The organism is Flavobacterium aquiphilum (assembly GCF_027111335.1).
Taxonomy (GTDB): domain Bacteria; phylum Bacteroidota; class Bacteroidia; order Flavobacteriales; family Flavobacteriaceae; genus Flavobacterium; species Flavobacterium aquiphilum.
Map to the genome: position 1 here is coordinate 44969 of NZ_CP114288.1, position 23426 is coordinate 68394.

At 35.4% G+C, this 23426-nt stretch carries 19 protein-coding genes; 8 read left to right on the forward strand and 11 right to left on the reverse strand.

What is annotated here, in order from left to right; genetic code table 11:
- Position 1 precedes the first annotated feature (1 nt).
- From pstC to OZP12_RS00215, 5 genes are all read right to left on the reverse strand, one after another.
- Positions 2-1237 (reverse strand): phosphate ABC transporter permease subunit PstC, encoded by a 1236-nt coding sequence (pstC, locus tag OZP12_RS00195; protein ID WP_281227016.1) that lies wholly within the window; start codon positions 1235-1237, stop codon positions 2-4.
- Positions 1238-1316: 79 nt separating this feature from the next.
- Complete coding sequence (locus OZP12_RS00200; RefSeq protein WP_281227017.1) at positions 1317-2150, reverse strand: PstS family phosphate ABC transporter substrate-binding protein; 834 nt, start codon at positions 2148-2150, stop codon at positions 1317-1319.
- Positions 2151-2197: 47 nt separating this feature from the next.
- Entirely contained in the window at positions 2198-3514 is a 1317-nt protein-coding gene (locus OZP12_RS00205) for a porin (protein WP_281227019.1), read from the reverse strand.
- 198 nt (positions 3515-3712) lie between these two features.
- A complete protein-coding gene (locus OZP12_RS00210) occupies positions 3713-4804 on the reverse strand; it encodes a sensor histidine kinase (protein WP_281227020.1) in 1092 nt (363 codons plus the stop codon).
- Between the two features lie 101 nt (positions 4805-4905).
- Positions 4906-5589, reverse strand: coding sequence for a response regulator transcription factor (locus tag OZP12_RS00215; protein WP_281227021.1), 684 nt, complete (start codon positions 5587-5589; stop codon positions 4906-4908).
- A gap of 238 nt (positions 5590-5827) precedes the next feature.
- Between OZP12_RS00215 and OZP12_RS00220 the strand changes: the two genes are divergently transcribed.
- The 4 genes from OZP12_RS00220 to OZP12_RS00235 all read left to right on the forward strand — a co-directional run bounded on the left by OZP12_RS00220 (position 5828) and on the right by OZP12_RS00235 (position 11758).
- On the forward strand, positions 5828-8614 hold the full coding sequence (locus tag OZP12_RS00220) for a TonB-dependent receptor (RefSeq protein ID WP_281227022.1): 2787 nt from the start codon (positions 5828-5830) through the stop codon (positions 8612-8614).
- Positions 8615-8660: 46 nt separating this feature from the next.
- Positions 8661-10034, forward strand: coding sequence for a hypothetical protein (locus OZP12_RS00225; protein WP_281227023.1), 1374 nt, complete (start codon positions 8661-8663; stop codon positions 10032-10034).
- A gap of 190 nt (positions 10035-10224) precedes the next feature.
- Positions 10225-10563, forward strand: a complete 339-nt coding sequence (locus OZP12_RS00230; protein ID WP_281227024.1) for a T9SS type A sorting domain-containing protein — start codon at positions 10225-10227, stop codon at positions 10561-10563.
- 214 nt (positions 10564-10777) lie between these two features.
- A complete protein-coding gene (locus OZP12_RS00235; protein ID WP_281227026.1) occupies positions 10778-11758 on the forward strand; it encodes a LuxE/PaaK family acyltransferase in 981 nt (326 codons plus the stop codon).
- Between the two features lie 142 nt (positions 11759-11900).
- On the opposite strand, the gene tyrS is transcribed toward OZP12_RS00235, so the two are convergent.
- Positions 11901-13199: a tyrosine--tRNA ligase gene (gene tyrS / locus OZP12_RS00240; protein WP_281227027.1), complete on the reverse strand. Its 1299-nt coding sequence runs from the start codon at positions 13197-13199 to the stop codon at positions 11901-11903.
- 169 nt (positions 13200-13368) lie between these two features.
- Between tyrS and OZP12_RS00245 the strand changes: the two genes are divergently transcribed.
- The gene (locus OZP12_RS00245; protein ID WP_281227028.1) at positions 13369-14358 is read left to right on the forward strand and encodes an NAD-dependent epimerase/dehydratase family protein; all 990 of its coding nucleotides are present in this window, start codon (positions 13369-13371) and stop codon (positions 14356-14358) included.
- Here OZP12_RS00245 and OZP12_RS00250 read toward each other — a convergent pair whose 3' ends face one another.
- From OZP12_RS00250 to OZP12_RS00260, 3 genes are read right to left on the reverse strand one after another with little or no spacing between them, the layout of a single operon-like run.
- Positions 14359-14913, reverse strand: coding sequence for a DUF4296 domain-containing protein (locus OZP12_RS00250; protein WP_281227029.1), 555 nt, complete (start codon positions 14911-14913; stop codon positions 14359-14361). It lies immediately after the preceding gene.
- Between the two features lie 15 nt (positions 14914-14928).
- Entirely contained in the window at positions 14929-16269 is a 1341-nt protein-coding gene (locus OZP12_RS00255) for a dihydroorotase (RefSeq protein ID WP_281227031.1), read from the reverse strand.
- A gap of 12 nt (positions 16270-16281) precedes the next feature.
- Entirely contained in the window at positions 16282-17007 is a 726-nt protein-coding gene (locus OZP12_RS00260; protein WP_281227032.1) for a polyprenol monophosphomannose synthase, read from the reverse strand.
- Between the two features lie 35 nt (positions 17008-17042).
- On the opposite strand from OZP12_RS00260, the gene OZP12_RS00265 reads away from it, so the two are divergent.
- The 3 genes from OZP12_RS00265 (at position 17043) to OZP12_RS00275 (ending at position 19150) form a co-directional block, all read left to right on the forward strand.
- Positions 17043-17780 (forward strand): DUF4271 domain-containing protein, encoded by a 738-nt coding sequence (locus OZP12_RS00265; RefSeq protein ID WP_349293563.1) that lies wholly within the window; start codon positions 17043-17045, stop codon positions 17778-17780.
- A 14-nt stretch (positions 17781-17794) separates the two neighbouring features.
- The gene (locus tag OZP12_RS00270) at positions 17795-18544 is read left to right on the forward strand and encodes a uroporphyrinogen-III synthase (protein ID WP_281227033.1); all 750 of its coding nucleotides are present in this window, start codon (positions 17795-17797) and stop codon (positions 18542-18544) included.
- Between the two features lie 249 nt (positions 18545-18793).
- Complete coding sequence (locus OZP12_RS00275) at positions 18794-19150, forward strand: hypothetical protein (RefSeq protein WP_281227034.1); 357 nt, start codon at positions 18794-18796, stop codon at positions 19148-19150.
- A 74-nt stretch (positions 19151-19224) separates the two neighbouring features.
- Here OZP12_RS00275 and OZP12_RS00280 read toward each other — a convergent pair whose 3' ends face one another.
- Together OZP12_RS00280 and OZP12_RS00285 are read right to left on the reverse strand one after the other, a co-directional pair.
- Positions 19225-19905: a zinc metallopeptidase gene (locus tag OZP12_RS00280; protein ID WP_281229107.1), complete on the reverse strand. Its 681-nt coding sequence runs from the start codon at positions 19903-19905 to the stop codon at positions 19225-19227.
- A gap of 355 nt (positions 19906-20260) precedes the next feature.
- Positions 20261-23293, reverse strand: coding sequence for a leucine--tRNA ligase (locus tag OZP12_RS00285; RefSeq protein WP_281227035.1), 3033 nt, complete (start codon positions 23291-23293; stop codon positions 20261-20263).
- Positions 23294-23426 lie beyond the last annotated feature (133 nt).

The following is a 23426-nucleotide window of genomic DNA, read 5'->3' on the forward strand; positions in this document are numbered from 1 at the left end:
ATTAATTTCCTTGGAATTTTTTCAATAATTTGCCTTTAACATAAAACTCAGCAATTGCATTTAAGGCAAATGAAAAGATAAAAAGCAACGATCCGATAAAAAACAAAACACTATAATGCGTTTCCCCAAATACCGTTTCGGCCATTTCAGAACCGATGGTAGCGGCGAATGTACGCACACTTTCAAAAGGATTTGCAGAAATCAGTGCAGCATTTCCTGTTGCCATCAATGCAATCATCGTTTCTCCAAAAACCCTTCCAACTCCAAGCAATAATGCCGCAAAAATACCGGGCGTTGCCGCTGGTAAAACCACAAAAAAAGCGGTTTGCCACTTACTTGCCCCCAACGCAAGGCTCGCCTCGGTATAAGTTTTGGGCACAGATGCCAAAGCATCTTCTGAAATTGTATAAATAATTGGGATAGCAGCCAAAGCCATTGCCACCCCACCTATAAAAGCATTCAATCGGGAATCATATCCAAATACATTTTGGAAGAAACTCGCTAAAACCATCAAGGCAAAAAAACCAATAACCACCGATGGAAAAGCAGCAAGCATTTCGATAACCGGTTTAATAATTTCTTTAGTCCTTTTGGAAGCAAAACAAGAAGTAAACAATGCGGCCAATACAGCCAATGGTCCGGCAATCAGCATTGCGATAATGGTAACTTTTAAAGTTCCTATCAACAAAGCAATCAATCCATATCGTGGATTATCGGAAACTGGTACCCACTCGGTACTTAAAAAGGTATTCCAAGTTTTCCCTTCTTCCTTACTTTCAGAAACTGTAGTAGTTTCATCTGTAGCCGGAACAGTCAATTCCTCTTTTGGAGTATCTCCGTAACTTTCCGGTTTTAAATCTTCATTAGATGCTGGCTCAGAACCATACGTTTCAGGCTTTAATTCTTCTGTAGGTTCAGAGCCATATGTTTCAGGTTTTAACTCCTTTGTCGCTTCAGAACCGTATGACTCAGGTTTCAACTCTTCAGCAGCAGCACCATAAGATTCTGGTTTGCCAACATTTGATGCCTGAACTTCAGTTTTTGCTTTATCACTTTTTCCAAAACTGAAAAGTGGCAACGATTCTTTGAAAACAAAAATGAAAATCAAAAAAATAACAGCTATCGACAAAAAAGCAATCGAGGATATAACTTTTTCAGCCAAAAACTCAGATAGCCTGAACTGTTTCTTTAGACTTTCTTTAGTGAAAGTTTGTTTGATTGGTAGTTGTGAATTCATTTTATTTATTTGGAATTCGTTTAGAATAAACACAAATATCCCCCACTTCTATTTCGAATGAGGGATATATTGCTTCAAATTATTTTAATGGATAATAACCTACTTCTTCAATAAGCTTCTGCCCTTCAGGACTCAAAACCCAGTCAATAAATTCTTTGGCTTCCCCTGTTGGTCTAGATTTCAAATACATATATAAGTATCTTGTAATTGGGTAAGTATGGTTTTTGATTGTTGCTGCAGTTGGCAAAATACCAGGACTTTTATCATCTTTTTTCACAGCACAGTCTTTTACACCTTCAGCATAAGCAGCTCCGCCGTAACCAACAGAAAATTTGTCTTTTTTTACAGCATTAACAATTGCTGCAGTACCAGGCAATGTTTGGCAAGATGGTGAAAAATCAGTTTTTACCACATTGTCTTTAAAGAAACCGAAAGTACCTGAGCTACTTTCTCTTCCGTATAATTTGATTGGAGCATCTGGACCACCAACTTCTTTCCAGTTTGTAATTTTTCCAGCAAAGATTTGTCCAATTTGTTTCAGTGTAAGTGATGAAACCGGATTGGCTTTATTCAAATAAACTGACAAACCATCTTTGGCACAAGGAATCTCAACACCAAGAGTATTATATCTTGCTTTCAATTTTTCAACTTCAGAAGGTTTGATAGGACGACTTGCATTAGCAATATCTGTAGAACCGTTAATCAAAGCAGCCAAACCAACACCTGAACCACCTCCAGTAACTTGAATAGAAGCTCCAGGGTTTTTCTTCATATATACTTCTGCCCATTTTTGAGACAAAATAACCATTGTATCAGAACCTTTAATAGTAACTTTATTTACCATTGTAAAAGAGAATCCTATTGTCATTATGACTAATAAAATCCCTGCAATTTTTAATTTAGTTGTTTTCATAAGGAAATATTTATTTTTTTTTAATTTATTTAAATCGTGTTTTAAATTTAGAATCTAGCTTGTACTCTAAGAGTGAATGTATTGTCGTGCTTATCGCCTTTGAAATCAGCACCTGCGTTTTGAGATTTTTCATTTATTGGCATAAGGTAACATGCCACTATTTTAATATTGTCATTGAAGAAATATTGCCAAGCATAAGTCCAAGTATTATATCTTAAATCACCCGCCGATGTAATGGCATCTCCTGACATTTTAGTATTTGGATCAAAAACATCGTATCTAATAGAAGCTGTATTTACTTTTCCAACATTTTTAACAAATGAAATATAATACCCTTCTACGTTTCTTACTTTATTAGCGTTAAATAATGAATTAACTTGAGCGGCATTTGTTGTTCCAGAATAAGTTCCTCTGATATACTCTCCTTTTAAAGACATTCCTCCAAGGAAGTCATAATAAGCTTGAAGCTCTCCACCAAACAAATCTTTTTTCAATTTATCACCTACTTTAGGAGTAAATGGATTGTTGTTCACATCTGAAAATACTGTTGGAGGTGTTGTCTGAGCGATTACAGTAGTTTTCCCAAGATAAGTATGAGCTCCAAAATCTATTCCCAATGAGTTGTTCAACATTTTCAAAGAGTAAACACCTCTAGCCATTAAATCTTTTGCATTGTCAACATCTTTTGCTTGGCTTGCCAATGATCCTTCTCCGAAGTTTCCGTTAAGTATAGCGAATTGTAATTTTAAAGGAAAGTTGTATTGGGTAACAAAATCAGCTTCTAATTTAGCTCCCTGATCTCTCTCGGTTGGATAAAGCGTTCTTGTCATCAAAGTTCTTTCAGCAAATTCTCTTGATGCTGAAGAGTATTCTATTTCGTAAGTAGGTCTGTTAAACTGTCCAACCCATAAAGAGAATGTGTTAAGCCAACGGTCATTCAACTGTACATAAGCATCTTTCAAAGTAACTTGGTGTACCTCAAAATTTGGTTGCAAAACAAAATTCACACCATCGATTGGCTTATAAGTAAATTTAACCCTAGCTCTTCTGATGTAAAATGAATTATCTTCGTATGAAGCAGAACCGCTTACAGGCACTCCGTGTATAGTCCCGTCAGAAGACCAAGTATCATACGCTTCGTATTGAGCCTGGATATAACCCGAAACTTTAATCTTGTTCAACTCATTAACTATTGCTTCCAAACCAGAAAACTTTTCTTCATAACCTGCTAACTTCTCTGAATGCTCATTGACAGTTTTTGCCAATGAATCAAGGCTAACTTTTTTAATTGTATCTTTTTCAACTTCTTGAGCGCTAACAATACCACATAAGGACACCATTATTGCAACTATAACTTTTTTCATTTTTTTTAAAGTGAATGTTAATTTGCTGCAAAGGTTACACTGCAATGTTAAGTTAAGGTTAACCCAATGTTATTTAGATGATAATTTAATGTTAATGAGGTTTTTCTTCGAAAAATGACTAAAATATTTTCTTACTTTAATTTTTATTATTACTGAAAATCAGCTTTTTACAAATATTAAATTAAAATCAACAAATCTTTAATCAATTTTCTTTTTTAGGCCAAATTGGTCAGTTATATAGGTCTTTTCTAACGTAAAAGAAAACTCGGAGCCAATTCCAAATTCACTTTCGACATAAATTTTCTCTTTATGAGCTTCCAAAATATGTTTTACAATGGAAAGTCCTAATCCTGAACCTCCTTCGGTACGAGAACCGCTTTTATCCACTCTGTAAAATCGCTCAAAAAGCCTTGGTATATTATGGGCCTCTATTCCTTCACCGTTATCAGTAACTCGAACCAACACTTTTTTATTGGTCAAATTCACAATGGAAACTTCGGTCAAACCACCTTCTTTTCCATATTTTATAGAATTCACAATCAAATTTTCGACTACCTGTTGGATTTTATCTTTGTCCCCATTAACAAAAATGGGTTGTATATTATCGTTTTCGAATGCCAAAGTGATATTCTTCTTATCGGCTTTCATTTCCAACAAATCAAAAACGTTCTGAATGAGTTTTACGATATCAAATTTTGTAAAGTCAAGATTCAAATCACCGGATTCCAATTTGGTAATCATATCCAAATCTTCGACTATATAAATCAATCGCTCCACTCCTTTTTCGGCACGCTTCAAATATTTTTTTCTGATGGATTTATCTTCCATCGCTCCGTCAATCAATGTTGACAAATAACCTTGAACCGTAAATAATGGCGTTTTGAGCTCATGAGAAACATTACCTAAAAACTCTCTTCTGTATTCTTCACGTATTTGAAGCATTTCAATTTCTAACTTTTTATCAGTTGCAAATTTCTTTACCTCTCTCGTCAACGTTTCCATATCGGTTGTGATAGGCTTATTGATAAAAGTACTCGATTCTAATAACGATACGTCGTCATAAATTTTCTTTACTCTTCGGTAAATGAATCGTTCTACACGATATTGTAAAACAAAAAATGAAAACACATAGACAAAAAAGAGGCTGATAAAACCAAACAATAACATGCTTGTAAATGAAGATTTGAACAGTATTACAGATAAAATCATGCAAAATCCTGAAACAAATAAACTAATATACAAAGCCGATTTTATCGCAAACTTGTAACTTTTTTTAAAATTGATTTTCATTCTTAAATTTTTAGAAGATAGAACACGGAGTATAGAAAACAGATTTTGCGAAACTAAACCAAAAAACTGAATTCTTAATTCTGTTTTCTACATTCTATATTCTACACTTCAAACTTATATCCTACTCCTTTTATGGTCTTAAAAAGATCATCTCCAATTTTTTCACGAAGTTTTCGAATGTGTACATCTATTGTCCTACCACCAACAACTACATCATTTCCCCAAACCTTATCCAGGATTTCTTCTCTTTTAAAAACTTTTCCAGGTTTTGAAGCCAAAAGATAAAACAATTCAAACTCTTTTCTAGGCAGAGCGATTTCGTTATTATCCATTACGATTTTGTATTCTTCACGGTTAATTTCGATTCCACCCACATTAAGTGTCTCATTGCTTTGATCTTGTTCTTTAAGTCTGCGCAACAATGCTTTCACCTTACTAACCAACAATTTTGGTTTTATAGGCTTAGTAATATAATCATCAGCACCGGCGTCAAATCCAGCTACTTGGGAATAATCTTCATTTCTGGCTGTCAAAAATGTAATGATAACATTGTTCAGTTCAGGAATTCTTCGAATATGCTCACAAGCTTCCATTCCATCCATTTCCGGCATCATCACATCCATTATAATAAGGCTTGGAATCTCTCTTTTGGCTTTTTCAACTGCATCTTTACCATTAACAGCCGTAACAATTTGATATCCTTCTTGTGCTAAGTTATAGCCTACAATTTCTAATACATCCGGTTCATCATCAACCAGCAAAATTTTGGTGTTTCTTTTCTTCATATTTATTGGCAAAAAATTAAGTATCACATTGTATCTAACTCTTAATTAAATACAATGTCCTTTTATTGCAATGTAAAATTAACAATAAACAGTAAGTAACAACACAAAAAAGCATGACTTAACCATAATTTAATATGGTAACAATTTCATAATAATCCTGACATTCATTGATAACCTGAGATTAACACACGAACTGGAATCCTGCCATTTCTTTGCAAAAAATTAAATACTACTTGAAATGAAATTAAAATTTCTAATTTTTACACTATTTATTTGTGTTATTGGTTTCTCACAAAATAAAGGAACAATTGCAGGTGTTTTACTAGACAAAGATGCAAACAATCAACCACTGCCATTTGCCAATGTCGCTATAAAAGGAACAAAAATTGGTGCAAACACAGACGTAGAAGGTAAATATACAATAAATATTGCTCCTGGAAAATATATCATGCAATTTAGTTTTGTTGGTTACGAATCTACAGAAGTTCCGGTTACTGTTGTTGCTAATGAGACTGTAATCGCAAACAGCTCTTTAGGTTCTGGAAGCTACAAACTTAAAGATGTAGTTATTAAATCAAACGGTGGCAGCCGTGAAAAAGAGACCGCATTATTATTGGAACAAAAGAATGCCATTGAAATGAAACAAGTCATTGGCGCTCAAGAACTATCAAGAAAAGGAGTTTCTGATGCTGCAGTAGCAGTTGTAAAAACTGCAGGTGTTTCTAAGCAAGAAGGTGTAAAAAATGTTTTTGTACGTGGACTTGGTGACCGATATAACTCAACTACATTAAACGGTATGCCTCTTCCTTCTGAAGATCCGGCTTACAAGAATATTTCGCTTGATTTTTTTAGCTCTAACATCATTAAAAACATAAACATAAACAAAACGTTTTCGGCTGATTTATATGGTGATAATGCTGGAGCAAATATAGATATTTCGTCAAAAGAACTGGACAAACGCGCAACGTTCAGTATGTCTGCGGGTAATGGTATTAACATAAGCGCTAACTCTATTGGCGAATTTGCTGTAGCCGATGGAGCTTATAGTTATTTTGGTTTTTTACAAAATGGCAGAAATAATCCTATTACAAATTTGAACAAATATGATTTTGAGTCGAACTTTAAAACCAACAGCGTTTCAAATAAAATAAATTCGAATTTTAACATTTTAGGTGGAGGGAAATTTAATATCGGTAAAAACAGTCTTTCTCTTTTTGGTGTAGTTTCAAGCAATAGCGAATATTTTTATTCTGAAGGTTTTCTAGGTCAGGCAACATACTCAGGAGACTATACTCGCCGTAACGATGCAAATCGTTGGGATTACAAAGCGACACAGTCCTTTTTGGGAAATGCAAAATACAAATTCAATAACGGAAGCGTATCGTTTAATTCTCTTTATATTCACAACAACTCTCAATATGTAAACCGTTTACTTGGTTTTGACGATGATATCAACGGAAATATTGGTACTGAGGCAGCTGAAAAATCGTTAGTAATCCGTCAACAAAATAACGACAACAATCTCTTTTCAAACCAACTTTTGGCTGATTACAAATTTAGCGATAAAATTAGCGTCAACGTTGGAGGAGTTTATAGTAAACTAAGAGGTACAGAACCGGATCGAAAAATCAATACGTATGCTTACAATGATGTAACCCACACGTACAGTGCGGCTTCTGACTCTGCCGCACAAACCATGCGCTATTTTTCAACACTTGATGAAAATGATTCTAGTGCAAAAGGAGAAATAAACTATACCTTTAATCCACAATCAAATACTCCTGCTGTCTTGACTTTAGGAGGAAATTATCGTACCACTGACAGAACATTTAATTTTTCAGAACTATTGTACGATTTCAATTCTGGAGGACCGACTATGGATCCAAAAAACCCAGACTTGGTTCTTAATCAAGCGGGTATTGATTCAGGTGTTTTTCACCTTATTACCGGACGTGGAGGAGCAAACAACCCAAATGCACTTTCCCCTTTCTACTATCTTGCAAACCGCGATATTATAGCTGGTTATCTGCAACTGTTATATCCGTTTAGCGAAAAATTTACTGCACAAATAGGCGCAAGAACTGAGCAAATTAAGCAAAACATATATTGGGATACAAACCTTTCAAGTACTAACGACCTAACGACAAAACCTTCTAAAATTGACAAAAACTATATTTTGCCAAGTTTAAATTTAAAATACGCTATTAACGAGAAAAATGCAGTACGTTTTTCTGCAAGCGAGACTTACACTATGCCTCAGTTTAAAGAAATGGCGCAATTTTTATATTCTGATATAAATAGTAACGAATACGGTAATCCATACCTTGTTCCATCAACTGATTACAATGTTGATTGTAAATACGATTATTATTTATCTAAGAAAGAGCTTATTTCATTTGGCGGTTTCTACAAATACATTGATAACCCAATCAGCCGTACACAAATGAACTCACCTGCACTGGAATACTCGTATGTGAATACATCCAAAGCATTTGTACTTGGAGCAGAACTTGAAGTGCGTAAAACGCTATATAATTTTGATAACGAGATACGTGCAAAAGATTTCTCTTGGGGCTTTAATGCATCATATTTGTACAGTGAACAAACACAAAATAACCAAACAACCGGCGTTATTTCTACCAATTTCACACACGAAAAAGGTAAAATGCAAGGAGCATCACCTTTATTACTTAATACTGACTTGAGTTTTACTGCCAGCAATAAACAAACATCTTTTTTATCAACCCTAGTTTTTAATTACTTCTACGACAAAGTTTATACTGTTGGAACCAATGTTCGTGAAAATATTATAGAAAAAGCAGTTCCAACACTTGATTTTATAAATCATTTTGAATTAAAACAATACAAACTGGAAATTAATTTCGGGTTAAAAAACATGCTAAACCCAAAATTTTGGCTTACACAGCAAACTACTTCGACAGTTACTAATGAAACTAATGAAACGCTTATCAGCAGTTATAAAAAAGGACAAACCTTTGTTTTTGGTCTAAACTGGCAATTATAAAAAATCTTAACATAAATAAATTCTAAACCCAAAAATTAACATTAAAATGAACACAATGAACAAACTGAACAGAATGCTTATGGTTGCTATTTCAGCAACAATGATAGTTAGTTGTAATAATAGTGACGATCCCGCTACCCCTGTAGGAGCTCCAGACGGATTAATCACATCATTAACTGACCCAGATTACAACCCAAATTCTTTGAAAGGATCCGTTGCTGCCAACATTACTTTGCCAGCTGGTAACTACATTTTAGATGGTGCTTTGACTGTGTTAGATGGTTTCACGTTAACCCTACAACCTGGGGTTAAATTTACTGCAAACACTTCTGGTTCACAAGGAGGTACAAACGTACGTTTACAAGTAAATAAAGGTGCTAAACTTATGGCTGTTGGTACAGCAGCTCAACCAATTGTTTTTACATCTGACAGAAAACTTCCTGGTGACTGGGCTGGCGTATTCTTGTGTGGACAAGCAACACTTGTAGCTCCAAACGGCGCAAGAGATGGTAGTTATACACAAGCAACAGAAATTGGTGACACTTCTTATGGTGGAAATAATGATGCTGACTCATCAGGTCAATTACAATATGTAGAGATTGCTTACGCAGGTGCACGTATTAACGGCACAAAAGAAGGAAACAACCTTTCATTATATGCACAAGGTACAGGTACAATTCTTAAAAACCTTTGGTTACATGACGGTGCTGATGATAATATTGAATTCTTCGGTGGTACTGTAAATGTTGAAAATCTTTTAATTGTAAACTCTGCTGATGACACTTTTGACTGGTGTTTAGGTTGGAAAGGTACTGCAAAAAACATAATTGAAATCCGTGAGGCAGGATTTAATGATATCACTAACGGTTCTGGAATGATGGAAGGTGATGGTTTCTTCGCTGACCTTGGTTCAACTCCTGCTAATACAGCAAACTTGTCTAACCCAACTTTGACAAACTTTTCAATTGGTGTTTACAACGGAGCTGGTAAAGACTCTGGTGACGCAAATAACACTGCTTATAAACTTCGTGCTCTTGCACTTTATAGAACAGGTTGTAAAATTAGCTTAACAAATACAAAAGTAGTTTGGGGTGATACAGCAAACTTGCCTACAAATGGTTTGTTCAAATTTAACGACGCAACAGGTCCTGCTCTTGCTGCTAATGTTAACATTGATATTAACTATACAGGTCCAAATTTCATCGGCGCAACTGGTGTAACTACAACTGCTGGTAGTCCAACTCCTGGTGCAAACTTCAACGCTGTAGGTACACAAGGTGCTTCAGGTTATTACCCAGCTTATGTGCTTGGTGATTTTGCAAAACTTGTTTTCAACAACACTGCTGTTGTTGGTGCTGATAAATCTGTTTTCGCTTGGACAAGCTATGACTTCGCTACTAAAGCGCCTGGTCTATTCTAAAAAGTTCCTAAAACAAATTTAATATTAAACCCAAGAGATTTACAACAGGAGCCAATTTAACTTCTGGTTCATGGGCTACTGTTGACGGTTCTGCTTTAATAAAATAATCATTTTGAATTAGTTAAAATACCTCTCAAAATTTGAGAGGTATTTTTTTTTATGTATATTTACATTCAATTTTTAGATGCGAATGAAAAAAAACTACTTTTATATTATTCTCTTATTGGTCATTTTCTTTACTACTAGTGCAACAGCACAAGACAGTAAACAATCGCCAAAACTACAAGAAGACACTTCTATAGAAGGGTTAAGTTTGTATCCAAACCCTGTAACTGGTGGTAAAGTCTATATTACTTCAAAAAACGACCTTGAAAAAGAAATCATCATTTTTAATGTTTTAGGTAAAAAAGTAATGCAAACTACCCTCAGCACACGAGAGCTTAACGTTTCGAATCTTTCTCCTGGTGTTTACATCATAAAGATAACTGAAGAAGAAGCGACAAGCAGCAGAAAACTAATTATCCAATAATTCTTCTTTAAAATTTCATAAAGTTCCAATTTAATTGGAATTTTTTTTATCCTTATTTTTTCAAAAACAAAATCATTATTTAACCGCAAAGAACACAAAGAAAGAGCAAGGAATGCAACACTTTGCGAACTTGGCGAAAATTCTTTGCACCCTTTGCGGTTAAATATTTGATTAACTAAAAATATAATACCTTTGCCCCTCAAAAAGAAAAAAATTGATTACAACCAGCGACATATTTACCATTTCAACCCAAAAGCAATTCGAAAAAATAGCTTTAAAAGTGTTCCGCTTTCAATATGAAAACAATTTAGTCTATCGGGAATTTTGTGATTTACTAAAGACAGACCCACAAAAAGTAAAGTCGCTGCATCAGATTCCGTTTTTACCAATACAATTTTTCAAAAGCCATAATGTTGTCTCCAACAACAATCCAATCCAAACCACTTTTACCAGCAGCGGAACAACAGGAACGATCACTAGCCGTCATTTAGTTACTGATGTAACACTTTATGAAGAAAGTTATCGAAAAGGCTTCTCACAATTTTACGGAAACATTGAAGATTATGTTATCCTGGCGCTACTTCCCTCTTATTTGGAAAGAGAAGGCTCATCCTTAATCCACATGGTTGATGATTTAATTCAATTGACCAATAATGATGACAGCGGATTTTACCTCAACAACCATAATGAACTGATTCAAAAATTAATTGAATTAGACGAAGCCGGGCAAAATGTTATTCTGATTGGAGTCACCTATGCTTTATTAGATTTAATCGAAAAAAGGACATTCCAACTGAAGCATACTATTATCATGGAAACAGGCGGAATGAAAGGCAAACGCAAAGAAATGATCCGTGAAGAATTGCACGAACAACTTTGCAACGGATTTGGGGTTTCTGCCATACATTCTGAATACGGCATGACCGAACTACTTTCTCAAGCTTATTCTTTAGGAAATGGCGTATTTGAATGCCCCTCTTGGATGCAAATACACATACGCGACACCGAAGATGCTTTAACTTACATAAACGGAGAAAAAACCGGAGGAATCAACGTTATTGATTTAGCCAACATCAATTCCTGTTCCTTTATTGCCACGCAGGATTTGGGCAAAAAATATCCCAACAACTCTTTCGAGGTATTGGGACGTTTTGACAACTCTGATATCAGAGGTTGTAATTTGATGGTTATCTAAAGATTTAATATGTTGTCTAAAAATTCAATGATTGTTTAAGTTTGTTCAAACTGAGACTGTAAAGTCAATTTTAAACTTTTAAACTTTTAAACTTTTAAACTTTTAAACTTTTAAACTTTTAAACTTTTAAACTTTTAAACTTTTAAACAACTCTTATCACAAAATAGTTTTTCTTACCGCTTTGTAACAACACAAATTGATTATTGATTAAATCTTTATCTGAAAGCACAAACGTTTCGTTTACTTTTTCTTTATTTACCGAAATAGAATTTGCTGTCAACGCTCTTCTTGCTTCACCATTCGATTTAAAGAATCCTGTTTTTTCGTTCAAAACTGAAACAATATCAATTCCAGCTTCAATATCAGCTCTTGAAATTTCAGCTTGAGGAACTCCGTCAAAAACTTCTAAGAAAGTAGTTTCATCCAATTGTTTTAAATCATCTGCAGAAGCATTTCCGAAAAGAATATTTGAAGCCTTAATTGCTTTCTCCAATTCTTCTTTTGAATGAACAAAAACCGTAATCTCTTCAGCTAATCTTCTTTGTAAAACTCTCAAATGCGGAGCCACTTTATGCTCTTCGATTAAAGCATCAATTGTTGCAGCATCTAAGAAAGTAAATATTTTGATGTATTTCTCAGCATCAACATCAGTTGTATTCAACCAAAATTGGTAAAATTTATATACAGAAGTTTTATCGGCAGTCAACCATACATTCCCACCTTCAGATTTCCCGAATTTAGAACCGTCAGCTTTAGTAATTAACGGACAAGTCATTGCAAAAGCTTTTGCTTCTTCACCTACATTCATTCTACGAACCAATTCAGTTCCCGTGGTAATATTCCCCCATTGATCTGAACCTCCCATTTGAAGCAAACAGTTGTATTCTTTATGCAAATGATAAAAATCGTATCCTTGTATCAATTGGTAAGTAAACTCCGTAAACGACATTCCCTCTCCTTCGCCAGAAAGTCTTTTCTTAACAGAATCCTTTGCCATCATATAATTCACCGTAATACGTTTACCTACATCACGGGCAAAATTGATAAATGACAATTCTTTCATCCAGTCGTAGTTGTTTACCAAAACCGGGGCATTTACGCTCGTATCTTTGAAATCCAAAAAGCGTGACAACACTCCTTTTATACCTTCAACGTTATTGCGCAAAGTAGCTTCGTCCAATAAATTTCTCTCATCCGATTTTCCGGAAGGATCACCAATCATCCCAGTTGCTCCACCTACCAAAGCAATTGGTTTGTGACCAAAATTCTTAAGGTGAACCAATAAAATAATTGGCACTAAACTACCGATATGCAATGAATCTGATGTTGGGTCAAATCCAATATAGGTAGTCGTCATTTCTTTTAAAAGTTGTTCTTCAGTTCCTGGCATGATATCGTGTACCAGACCACGCCACTGTAATTCTTCAACTAAATTCTTCATTTTTTTAAATAATTTGGCGCAAAGATAGCAATTCAATTATGAATTCTAAATTATCAATTATGAATTGGGGCAACAAAACCATACTTTTCAACTTAAGAACTCGGAATTTTTCAACAAAAATTTAGAAACTTAGAAACTTAGAAACTTTAAACTTACTACATTTGTAAATATGGTATTAGTCACAGGAGGAACAGGCTTAGTAGGCGCACATCTTTTAATTCACCTATTGGAAAAAGGCGAAAAAGTTCGTGCTATCTATAGAAATTCAGACAACATCCAAAAGACTAAAAACCTCTTTTCACTGTACAAAAAAGAAGCACTTTTCGATTCCGTTCAATGGATCCAAGGAGATATTTTGGAAATTCCTGCTCTTGAAAATACCTTTGAGGAAATAGACGAAGTATATCACTGCGCAGCAATGATTTCTTTTGACCCGAAAGAAGAAGAAACCGTTCGAAAAACCAATATCGAAGGAACTGCAAACATTGTCAATTTTTGCCTTGCCAAAAACATCAAAAAACTCTGCCATGTGAGTTCGATAGCCGCTCTTGGCGACCTTCCGGAACACGAATCCATCATTACCGAAGAAACCGAATGGAATCCTGAGAAACCACACAGTGATTACGCCATTTCAAAATATGGTGCCGAAATGGAAATATGGCGTGGCTTACAAGAAGGTCTCGAAGTGGTAATTGTAAATCCCGGTGTTATTATTGGACCCGGATTCTGGGATCAAGGAAGCGGCGAACTTTTTACTAGAGTTAAAAAAGGATTACCATTCTACACCAAAGGACTAACTGGTTTTGTCGCAGTTTTGGATGTTGTGACCATAATGCACCAACTGATGAAAAGTCCAATACACGGAGAACGTTATACATTAATAGGTCAAAATATCGTTTTTCAGGATTTATTAAACTCGATTGCCGAAGCTTTAAAAGTCAAAAAACCTCAATATCACGCAACTCCTTTTATGATGACTGTTTTATCAAAACTGGACTGGATTGCTTCGAATATTTTTCTACAAAAAAGACAACTCAGCCTCGCTTCTGCGAGATCATCTTACACTACCGATTTATATTCCAACGAAAAAATAAAAAACGCCCTGAATTTTACATTCATGGACGTTCATAGTTATATCAAAGAAATTACAAATTTGTAACTATTTCTTTTTTGGAGTTTCTTTAATTGACTTCTTTTTAGCTATGGAATCTTTTTCTTTTTTACTTTTCGGTTCCTTAACTGATTTCTTTTTAGCAACAGAATCCTTGCCTTTTTTAAGTTTCAGCTCCTTTTCTTTTTTAGCTTTTGCTATAGAATCCTTAACTTTTTTCTCCTTTGCCTTTTTTAGAGCAGCCGCTTTTTTCTCTTCTTTTTTGATCACCAATTCCAAAGTTTTCTTTTCCTTTTTCAATCGGTCACTAATATCATCGTACATTTTTTTGTACTCTCTATAATCGGCGGCATAATACGCACTGCTTTTTGCAAACTGAAGACTGTCAATTTTATATTTTTTATAAATATAGGTCTTCGGGTTAATACCGTTCTCGTACAAGGGATTTGGATTCTGATACTTCAAAGCTTCCAGAATTGACATATCATAAAGAATATCCCCCATTACTTTTTTGTCAATAAGATTATCTGGCTTTTCAACCAAATCTTTATTACAACTAACAAGCAACGCAGCAAAAACCAAGAGAGATATTATCTTTTTCATCAATGAATATATATTTTACCTATCAAACAATAATCTTTGACCGGCACGAATGTCTTTTACCTTGAAACCGGTATAAACCAACTTCCCGTTTACAAAAGTATGCGTAATCCTTGATTTAAAAGTATATCCTTCAAAAGGCGACCAACCGCATTTTGCAAGTATATTTTCCTTCTTAACACTCCATGGCAAACCAGAATTGATGACAACCAAATCAGCATAATAACCTTCTTTGATAAAACCTCTTTTTTCGATCTTGAAAATCTTGGCCGGATTGTGACACATCTTTTCAACGATTTTTTCAATGCTTATCTTTCCTTGATGGTGCGCTTCGAACATCGCCACCAAAGAATGTTGTACCAATGGCCCTCCTGATGGAGCTTGCAGGTATTTTTGTTTTTTCTCTTCCAATGTATGTGGCGCATGATCAGTAGCAACTACATCAATACGTCCGTCATTAAGTGCTTCCCACAATACTTTTCGGTCATTTTCAGTTTTTACGGCAGGATTCCATTTGATAAGGTTTCCTTTTTTCTCATAGTCATCATTGGTAAACCATAAATGATGCACACAAACTTCGGCTGTAATCTTTTTATCTTCAAGCGGAATTTTATTCGTAAACAACTCCATTTCCTTTGCAGTCGAAAGATGAAAAACATGCAATCTCGCTCCCGTTTTCTTAGCCAATGCAATTGCTTTTGACGAAGAAAGATAACAAGCCTCTTCACTACGGATAAGATGATGGGCAGTTACCGGCACATCTTCACCATATTCTTCTTTGAATTTCTCCAAATTGTTTTTGATTGTCATTTCATCTTCGCAATGAACAGCAATCAACATCGAAGTACAAGAAAATATTTTTTCTAGAACCGCTTCATTATCCACCAACATATTCCCTGTGGATGACCCCAAAAATATTTTAATCCCGGCAACATTCTTTGGATTTGTTTTCAATACTTCCTCCAAATTGTCATTGGTTGCCCCCATCATAAAAGAATAATTGGCAAATGATTTTTCGGCAGCAATTTGATATTTTTCCTCTAGAATTTCCTGAGTAACCGCATTAGGGACTGTATTTGGTTGCTCGATAAAAGAAGTAACCCCTCCCGCAACCGCAGCTCTGGATTCTGATTCAATATCTCCTTTATGAGTAAGTCCCGGCTCTCTAAAATGAACCTGATCATCGATAACTCCAGGTAAAAGATAATTTCCCTCTGCATCAATTATCATACAATCCGAAGACTTCAGGCTAATGTTGTCGGAAACCTCAACAATAAGGTCATTCTCCACCAACACATCTCCTTCAAAAATAACCCCTTCATTTACTATTTTAGCATTCTTAATTAAATATCTGTTCATAGTAGTTTTCTTTTACAAACTGTTAACCATTTTTTTTAATCGTAACATGATAACTCCAAATACGGCTTCTCTAATAATTGAATTGCTCATTTTGGATTGCCCTTTAGTTCTATCGGTAAAAATAATAGGCACTTCCGAAATGGCAAATTTTTTACAAAACGTGCGGTATTTCATCTCAATCTGAAAAGCATACCCAACAAATTTGATTTTGTCCAAATTAATTGCTTCAAGCACTCCCCTTTTATAACAAACAAAACCGGCGGTTGCATCATGAATTTTCATTCCGGTAATCATTCGAACATAAACCGAAGCAAAATAAGACAACAACACTCGGCTCAAAGGCCAGTTTACAACATTTACCCCAGTTACATATCGCGAACCAATTGCCAAATCAGCATCTCCAAAATGACAGGCATCGTATAATTTTTCTAAATCTGAAGGATTGTGCGAAAAATCGGCATCCATTTCAAAAATAAAATCATAATTATTTTGCAACGCCCATCTAAATCCATGAACATAAGCAGTCCCTAACCCCGATTTCTTGGCTCTTTTTTCCAAAAACAACCTACCATCAAACTCAGACTGAAGCATAGCTACTCTATCGGCAGTATGATCCGGGGAATTATCGTCAATAATTAAGACATGGAAAGGTTTGTGTTGAGAGAGCACTGCCCTAATGATGCTTTCAATGTTTTCAATTTCGTTATAGGTGGGAATTATAACAATGCAACTATTCATGTTTCGCTTAATTTCCGTGCAAAAATAACCTTTTTATGCCATTTGATAATAATAAAATTATAATAAATAATGTTATAAAAATTACTAATTTTGTCCTAATTATGACTGAACACGTACTTCATCCTAGAATAACAGACACAAACGACTGGGTAACCCTCGTTTTTATTTTGTCTTTTGGTATAGTTGCTTTAACCAAATCGGTCTATGAAAACCGCTTTGAAGATTTCACCAAGTTAATATTTTCAGACAAGTACGTAAGAATATACCGAGACAGTAGTCACTTGATGGGAATGTTTTCCATCTCGTTATTCTTCGTTCAGGTAATTTCCTTTTCATTTTTCATTCAAATTTTACTGGCCAATTTTGGTCATGGTTCAAAAACCGATTGGATCCTTTTTATCCAAATATTTACTTTTGTCGTTTACTTCATTTTATCGAAATTTTTAGTTGAAAAAATCATTGCGACCACATTCAAAATAGAAGAACTTGTAGAACAATTTAATCTACAGAAGGTTACATACCGTACTTATGTCGGTTTAGTATTACTTCCAATTGACATCATTTTATACTATTATGACACCATTCTAAAAAACATTCCGCTTACTATCCTTTATACCATCGTAGTTCTGAACGTTTTACTTTATATATACTCAATAAAAAACTACAGAAACGAAATTTTCGGTAAGTTGTTTTATTTTATTTTATATCTTTGCACTCTTGAAATAGCACCCTATTATTTTATGTATTATTGGTTTACAAAAGGTAGCGTTTAGAAATTTTTTTTAATATGAAAGTGAAAACAATTTTGGTGTCACAACCAGAACCTAAAGTAGAAAATTCTCCATACTTTGAGCTGCAACAAAAGCATAAAGTTAAAATTGATTTCAGACCTTTTATACACGTAGAAGGAGTAAGCGCAAAAGAGATTAGACTTCAGAAAATCGATCTTAATAACTACACTGCTATTATATTAACAAGTAAAAATGCTGTGGATCATTTTTTCAGAGTAGCTGATGAAATGCGTTATAAAGTTCCTGAAGGATTAAAGTATTTCTGCCAATCTGAAGCCATTGCATTTTACCTGCAAAAATATGTGGTGTACAGAAAACGTAAGATCTATGTTGGGCCAAAAGACTTTGCCGATTTATCGCCTTTAATCAAAAAATATAAAGACGAAAAGTTTTTATTGCCTGCATCTGACCAATTGAACGCTGATATTCCTGTAACGATGAACACCTTGAAAGTGGACTGGACTCCAGCTATTTTTTATAAAACCGTTATGAGTGACCTGTCCGATTTGGCCGATGTTTATTATGATGTATTGGCTTTCTTTAGCCCTACCGGAATTAAATCATTATACAAAAACTTTCCTGATTTTGAACAAAACAATACTCGCATAGCTGTTTTTGGCAGCACCACTCAAAAAGAAGCTTTGGATCACGGATTACGCGTGGACATTATGGCTCCAACTCCGGGAACGCCATCTATGACAATGGCTTTGGAAAAATACATTATTGAGGTCAACAAAGCAAAATAGACACATACAATATTCCAAATTTAAAATTCCAAATCCCAACTTTAATCTGTTGGAATTTGGAATTTTATTTTTTTACTATTTTGGATGCAACTCCAAAACCTAAACTTTTATACTTTTAGGCCACGAATGAATTAAACCTTTGGTCAAGAGAATAGTCTAAAATTTTCAACCTTTGACAAGCATCGAATAATAAAAGAAAAAAATCCAATAATTGCATATTAACAATAAAAACCAATAAACAACTACTACATGAAAAAACTCAAACTCGTCCTGCTCATCCTCCCTTTTTCTATTGTTTTAATGAATTGCAACTCCACCAAAAAAGGAGCAGAATACAAAGCTGTAGAGAAAAAAATAAGCTACAACAATGACATCAAACCAATTATTGCCAACAGTTGCACTCCCTGCCATATGCCACCTCAGGGAAGAAAAGAACCTTTTGAAAACTACGCTCAAGTAAAAGAACATATCGCCTCGATAATCGAACGCGTAAAACTACCGCAAGACAACCGTAAATTCATGCCTCCGGTAAACAAAAAACCCGCTCTAACAGAAGCAGAAGTTGCTGTTTTAGTAAAATGGCAAGAACAGGGCATGCAGGAATAAAACTTTCAATACTTCAATAAAAAAATCCGTCAAGTTGCAAAACGAAACGGATTTCTTTTTTTAATGGCAAAAATCTACCTTCTGTTATTGAAAATTGAAATATAATACAACAAAGTCGCAATAGAACCTAAAGCGGCAACAACATACGTTCTGGCAGCCCATTTCAAAGCATCTTTTGCTCCGGCTTGCTCTTCTCTTGTAAGCATTCTTTTGTTTTCCAACCAAGCCAAAGCCCTGTTGCTCGCATCATACTCCACCGGCAAAGTAACAATCGAAAATAAAGTCGTGGCGGCAAATATTACAATACCAACCAATAGTAACTGCGGAAAAGTACGCAGCATCAAGATTCCGGCCAATAAAATCCATTGCATATACGACGAAGCCACATTTACAATTGGCACTAACTGTGAGCGCAACGTCAGCCATTGATAACCTCGTGCGTGCTGTACCGCGTGACCACATTCGTGAGCAGCAACGGCTGCAGCAGCCGCATTACGTTGGTTGTAAACCGCCTCGCTCAGATTAACCGTTTTATCCGCCGGATTATAATGGTCAGTTAACTGACCCGGAGTCGAAATGACACGAACATCATAAATTCCGTTATCAGCAAGCATTTTCTCGGCGATTTCCGCACCCGACATACCATTTTGCAAATGCAATCTCGAGTAAAACTCAAATTTACTCTTTAGTGTAGAACTCACTAACCAACTTGCCAACATAATTCCGCCCGCAAGTATTAAATAACTCATTCCCATATTTTGATTTTTTGTTTTTAAATAAGCATCAAATTGTGAACCAAATTTAGAAAATGCCAATTTGACATCCGTTAAAAAATCTTTAAAATAGTAATTTCAAAATAGCAATCAATAAAATTTTAAACACATAGAAACATAGAAAAATAAAGAATTAGATAGCCCATTTCTGGGTTAACATAGCTATGATCTAGTATCAAAAAGTGAAACGCTTTATCAAAAGCAAAAAAAATCTATGTTTCTATGTGTTTTAAAAAAAAATCCAAATTCCAATTAACACAATGTCATTGAAATTTGGATTCTTAAAATATTTGGGTTAGTTGCATTTACAATTCACAACTCACCATTCACATTTACCTTATCCCACCAAATTAATAATTTTCCCCGGAACGATAATCACCTTGTTTGGTGTTTTTCCATCCAATTGTTTGATGGTTCTTTCGTCTTTCATAACGATTTCCTCAATTTGCTCTTTGGTTAAATCCAAAGGCAATTTGATGGTGAAACGCATTTTCCCGTTGAAAGACACCGGATATTCTTTTTCGCTTTCCACCAAATGCTTCTCTTCAAAAACAGGGAATGGAACCGTTGCAATCGAACCTTCATTCCCTAACAACGACCATAATTCCTCGGCAATGTGTGGAGCGTAAGGCGAAATCACAACCGCCAACGGCTCTAAAATCGCACGCGAATGACAGTTTTGAGTTGACAATTCATTCACACAAATCATAAACTGCGAAACCGAAGTATTGAAAGAGAAATTCTCAATATCGTCAGCGACTTTCTTGATGGTTTTGTGCAACGATTTTAAATTGTCTTTTGTTGGTTCGTCATTGTTAACAATTAAACCATTTTCATCAAAATACAAACGCCATAATTTTTTAAGGAAACCAAAAACACCCGAAATTCCGGCAGTATTCCATGGTTTTGCCTGTTCCAATGGTCCTAAAAACATCTCGTATAAACGCAAGGTATCGGCACCATATTCCGCACAAATATCATCAGGAGTTACTACATTGTATTTTGATTTTGACATTTTTTCGACTTCGCGACCAACGATGTATTTTCCGTTTTCTCCACAAATGAATTCTGCATTGGCATAATCTTCTCTCCAAGCTTTGAATTTTTCAATATCTAATTCATCAGAAGAATTAACGATTGATACATCAACATGAATTGGATGGAAATCTAGTGTATAATTGATTTCCCAGCCTTCATTTTTTTTCTTAAAAACAGAAATATAATAAGCTATATCTTCTTGTATAGATTCTGGAAGAAAAGTGACATCTTTATCTAAATTATATTTTTCAATTATTTTTTTTGAGATATAGATATCAACATATATTTTACCATCAGTTCCTGATCTTACTGCATTATCTTTAAAGTGATGATACAAAACTTCCAATCTATAAACAAAAGCACTCATCCCCAAAATCATTCCCTGATTAATCAGTTTTTTGAAGGGTTCTTCAGTTGGAGCAAAACCTTTGTCTTTTAGGAATTTGTTCCAAAAACGGCTATACAATAAGTGACCTGTTGCGTGTTCGCTTCCGCCAATGTATAAATCCACGCTTTCCCAATATTTCAAAGCCTCCTGACTTGCAAACTCCCCTTCATTCTGCGCATCCATATAACGCATCCAGTACCATGAACTCCCTGCCCAACCCGGCATCGTGTTCAGTTCCAAAGGAAAAACCGAAACATTGTCAACCAAATCAGTATTAACAACTTTATTGTTTACGGTATCCCATGCCCAAACAGAAGCGTTTCCTAATGGAGGCAATCCGTCTTCAGTTGGCAAATATTTCTCAACTTCTGGCAAAATAATCGGCAAATGTTTATTATCGATCATTTGAGGCAAACCATTCACATAATAAACAGGAAACGGCTCTCCCCAATATCTTTGACGGGAGAAAACGGCATCACGCAAACGGTAATTGGTTTTCCCTTTTCCTTGACCTAATTTTTCCAGTTCAGCGATAACTTTCTTGGTCGCTTCTTTATAATTCAAACCGTTCAGGAAATCTGAATTAGCAATTTCTACATTATCTTTTGAACCATAAGCCGATTCTGAAATATCAACATTCGCAAAAATGTTTTTGATTTCAGGCATTCCGTTCTGACCTTTGAAGAAATTCGCAAAAGCATAATCCCTTTCGTCTCCACAAGGAACCGCCATTACAGCTCCAGTTCCATAACCCGCCAAAACATAATCGCCAATCCAAACCGGAATTGGCTCTTTTGTAAACGGATGTTCCGCATAAGCACCTGTAAAAACTCCCGAAATGGTTTTTACATCAGCCATACGCTCTCTTTCAGAACGTTTTGCCGTTTTTTCTATATAGGCTTCAACTTCCGCTTTTTGCTCCGCAGTTGTAATTTGTGCCACCAATTCATGTTCCGGCGCCAAAGTCATAAATGTAACTCCAAAAATAGTGTCAGGACGGGTGGTGAAAACTGAAATACTGCCTTCTGAATTCTGCAATCTAAATTCTACTGACGCTCCAACCGATTTTCCAATCCAGTTTCTCTGACTTTCCTTGATACTTTCGCTCCAGTCAATAGTATCCAAACCCTGCAATAAACGCTCAGCATAAGCCGAAATTCGCATACTCCATTGCGTCATTTTTTTACGAACAACAGGAAAACCGCCACGTTCCGAAACACCGTTTACTATTTCGTCATTTGCCAAAACCGTTCCCAATCCCGGACACCAGTTCACTTCTGTTTCTGCCAAATAAGTCAATCGATACTGCAACAAAATACGCTCCTGCTCCTCTTTTGCGAAAGCGTTCCATTCATCAGCAGAAAAAATTTCTATATTATCATCACAAACCGCGTTTACGTTTGCATTTCCTTCTGACGAAAAAACAGCAACCAAAGTCGAAATATCTTCAGCTTTGTCGGTATCTTTATTGTACCACGAATTGAACAATTGGATAAAAATCCACTGCGTATGCTTGTAATAATCAGGATTCGAAGTACGAACTTCACGATCCCAATCAAATGAAAATCCTATTTTATCCAACTGCTTTCTGTAGCCGGCAATCACTTTCCCTTCCTTGTCCACACCTCCGTCAATGTTTACGCGGGTTGTATCCTCAGGACGTTGCCCGGTCTGAATCGCATATTGCTCAGCAGGAAGCCCAAAACTGTCATATCCCATTGGGTGCAACACGTTAAAACCTTGATGTCTTTTGTATCTCGAATACACATCCGAAGCAATGTACCCCAGCGGATGCCCAACGTGCAATCCCGCTCCCGATGGGTAAGGAAACATGTCCAAAACATAATGTTTCGGCTTTTCAGAATCATTTTTGGCTGCAAAAGTTTTGTTATCAGCCCAGTATTTTTGCCATTTGGCTTCTATTTCGTTCGGATTGTATTTCATTCCTTGTTTTTATATTTTATTTTTAATGGAGTCATGCTTTCGCACACTCAAGTCATTTTTATGTGAGTTGCTAAGTTACCGAGTAACTAAGTTTCTAAGTTTTAAATTATAAAGCCGCAAATTTACGTTTATT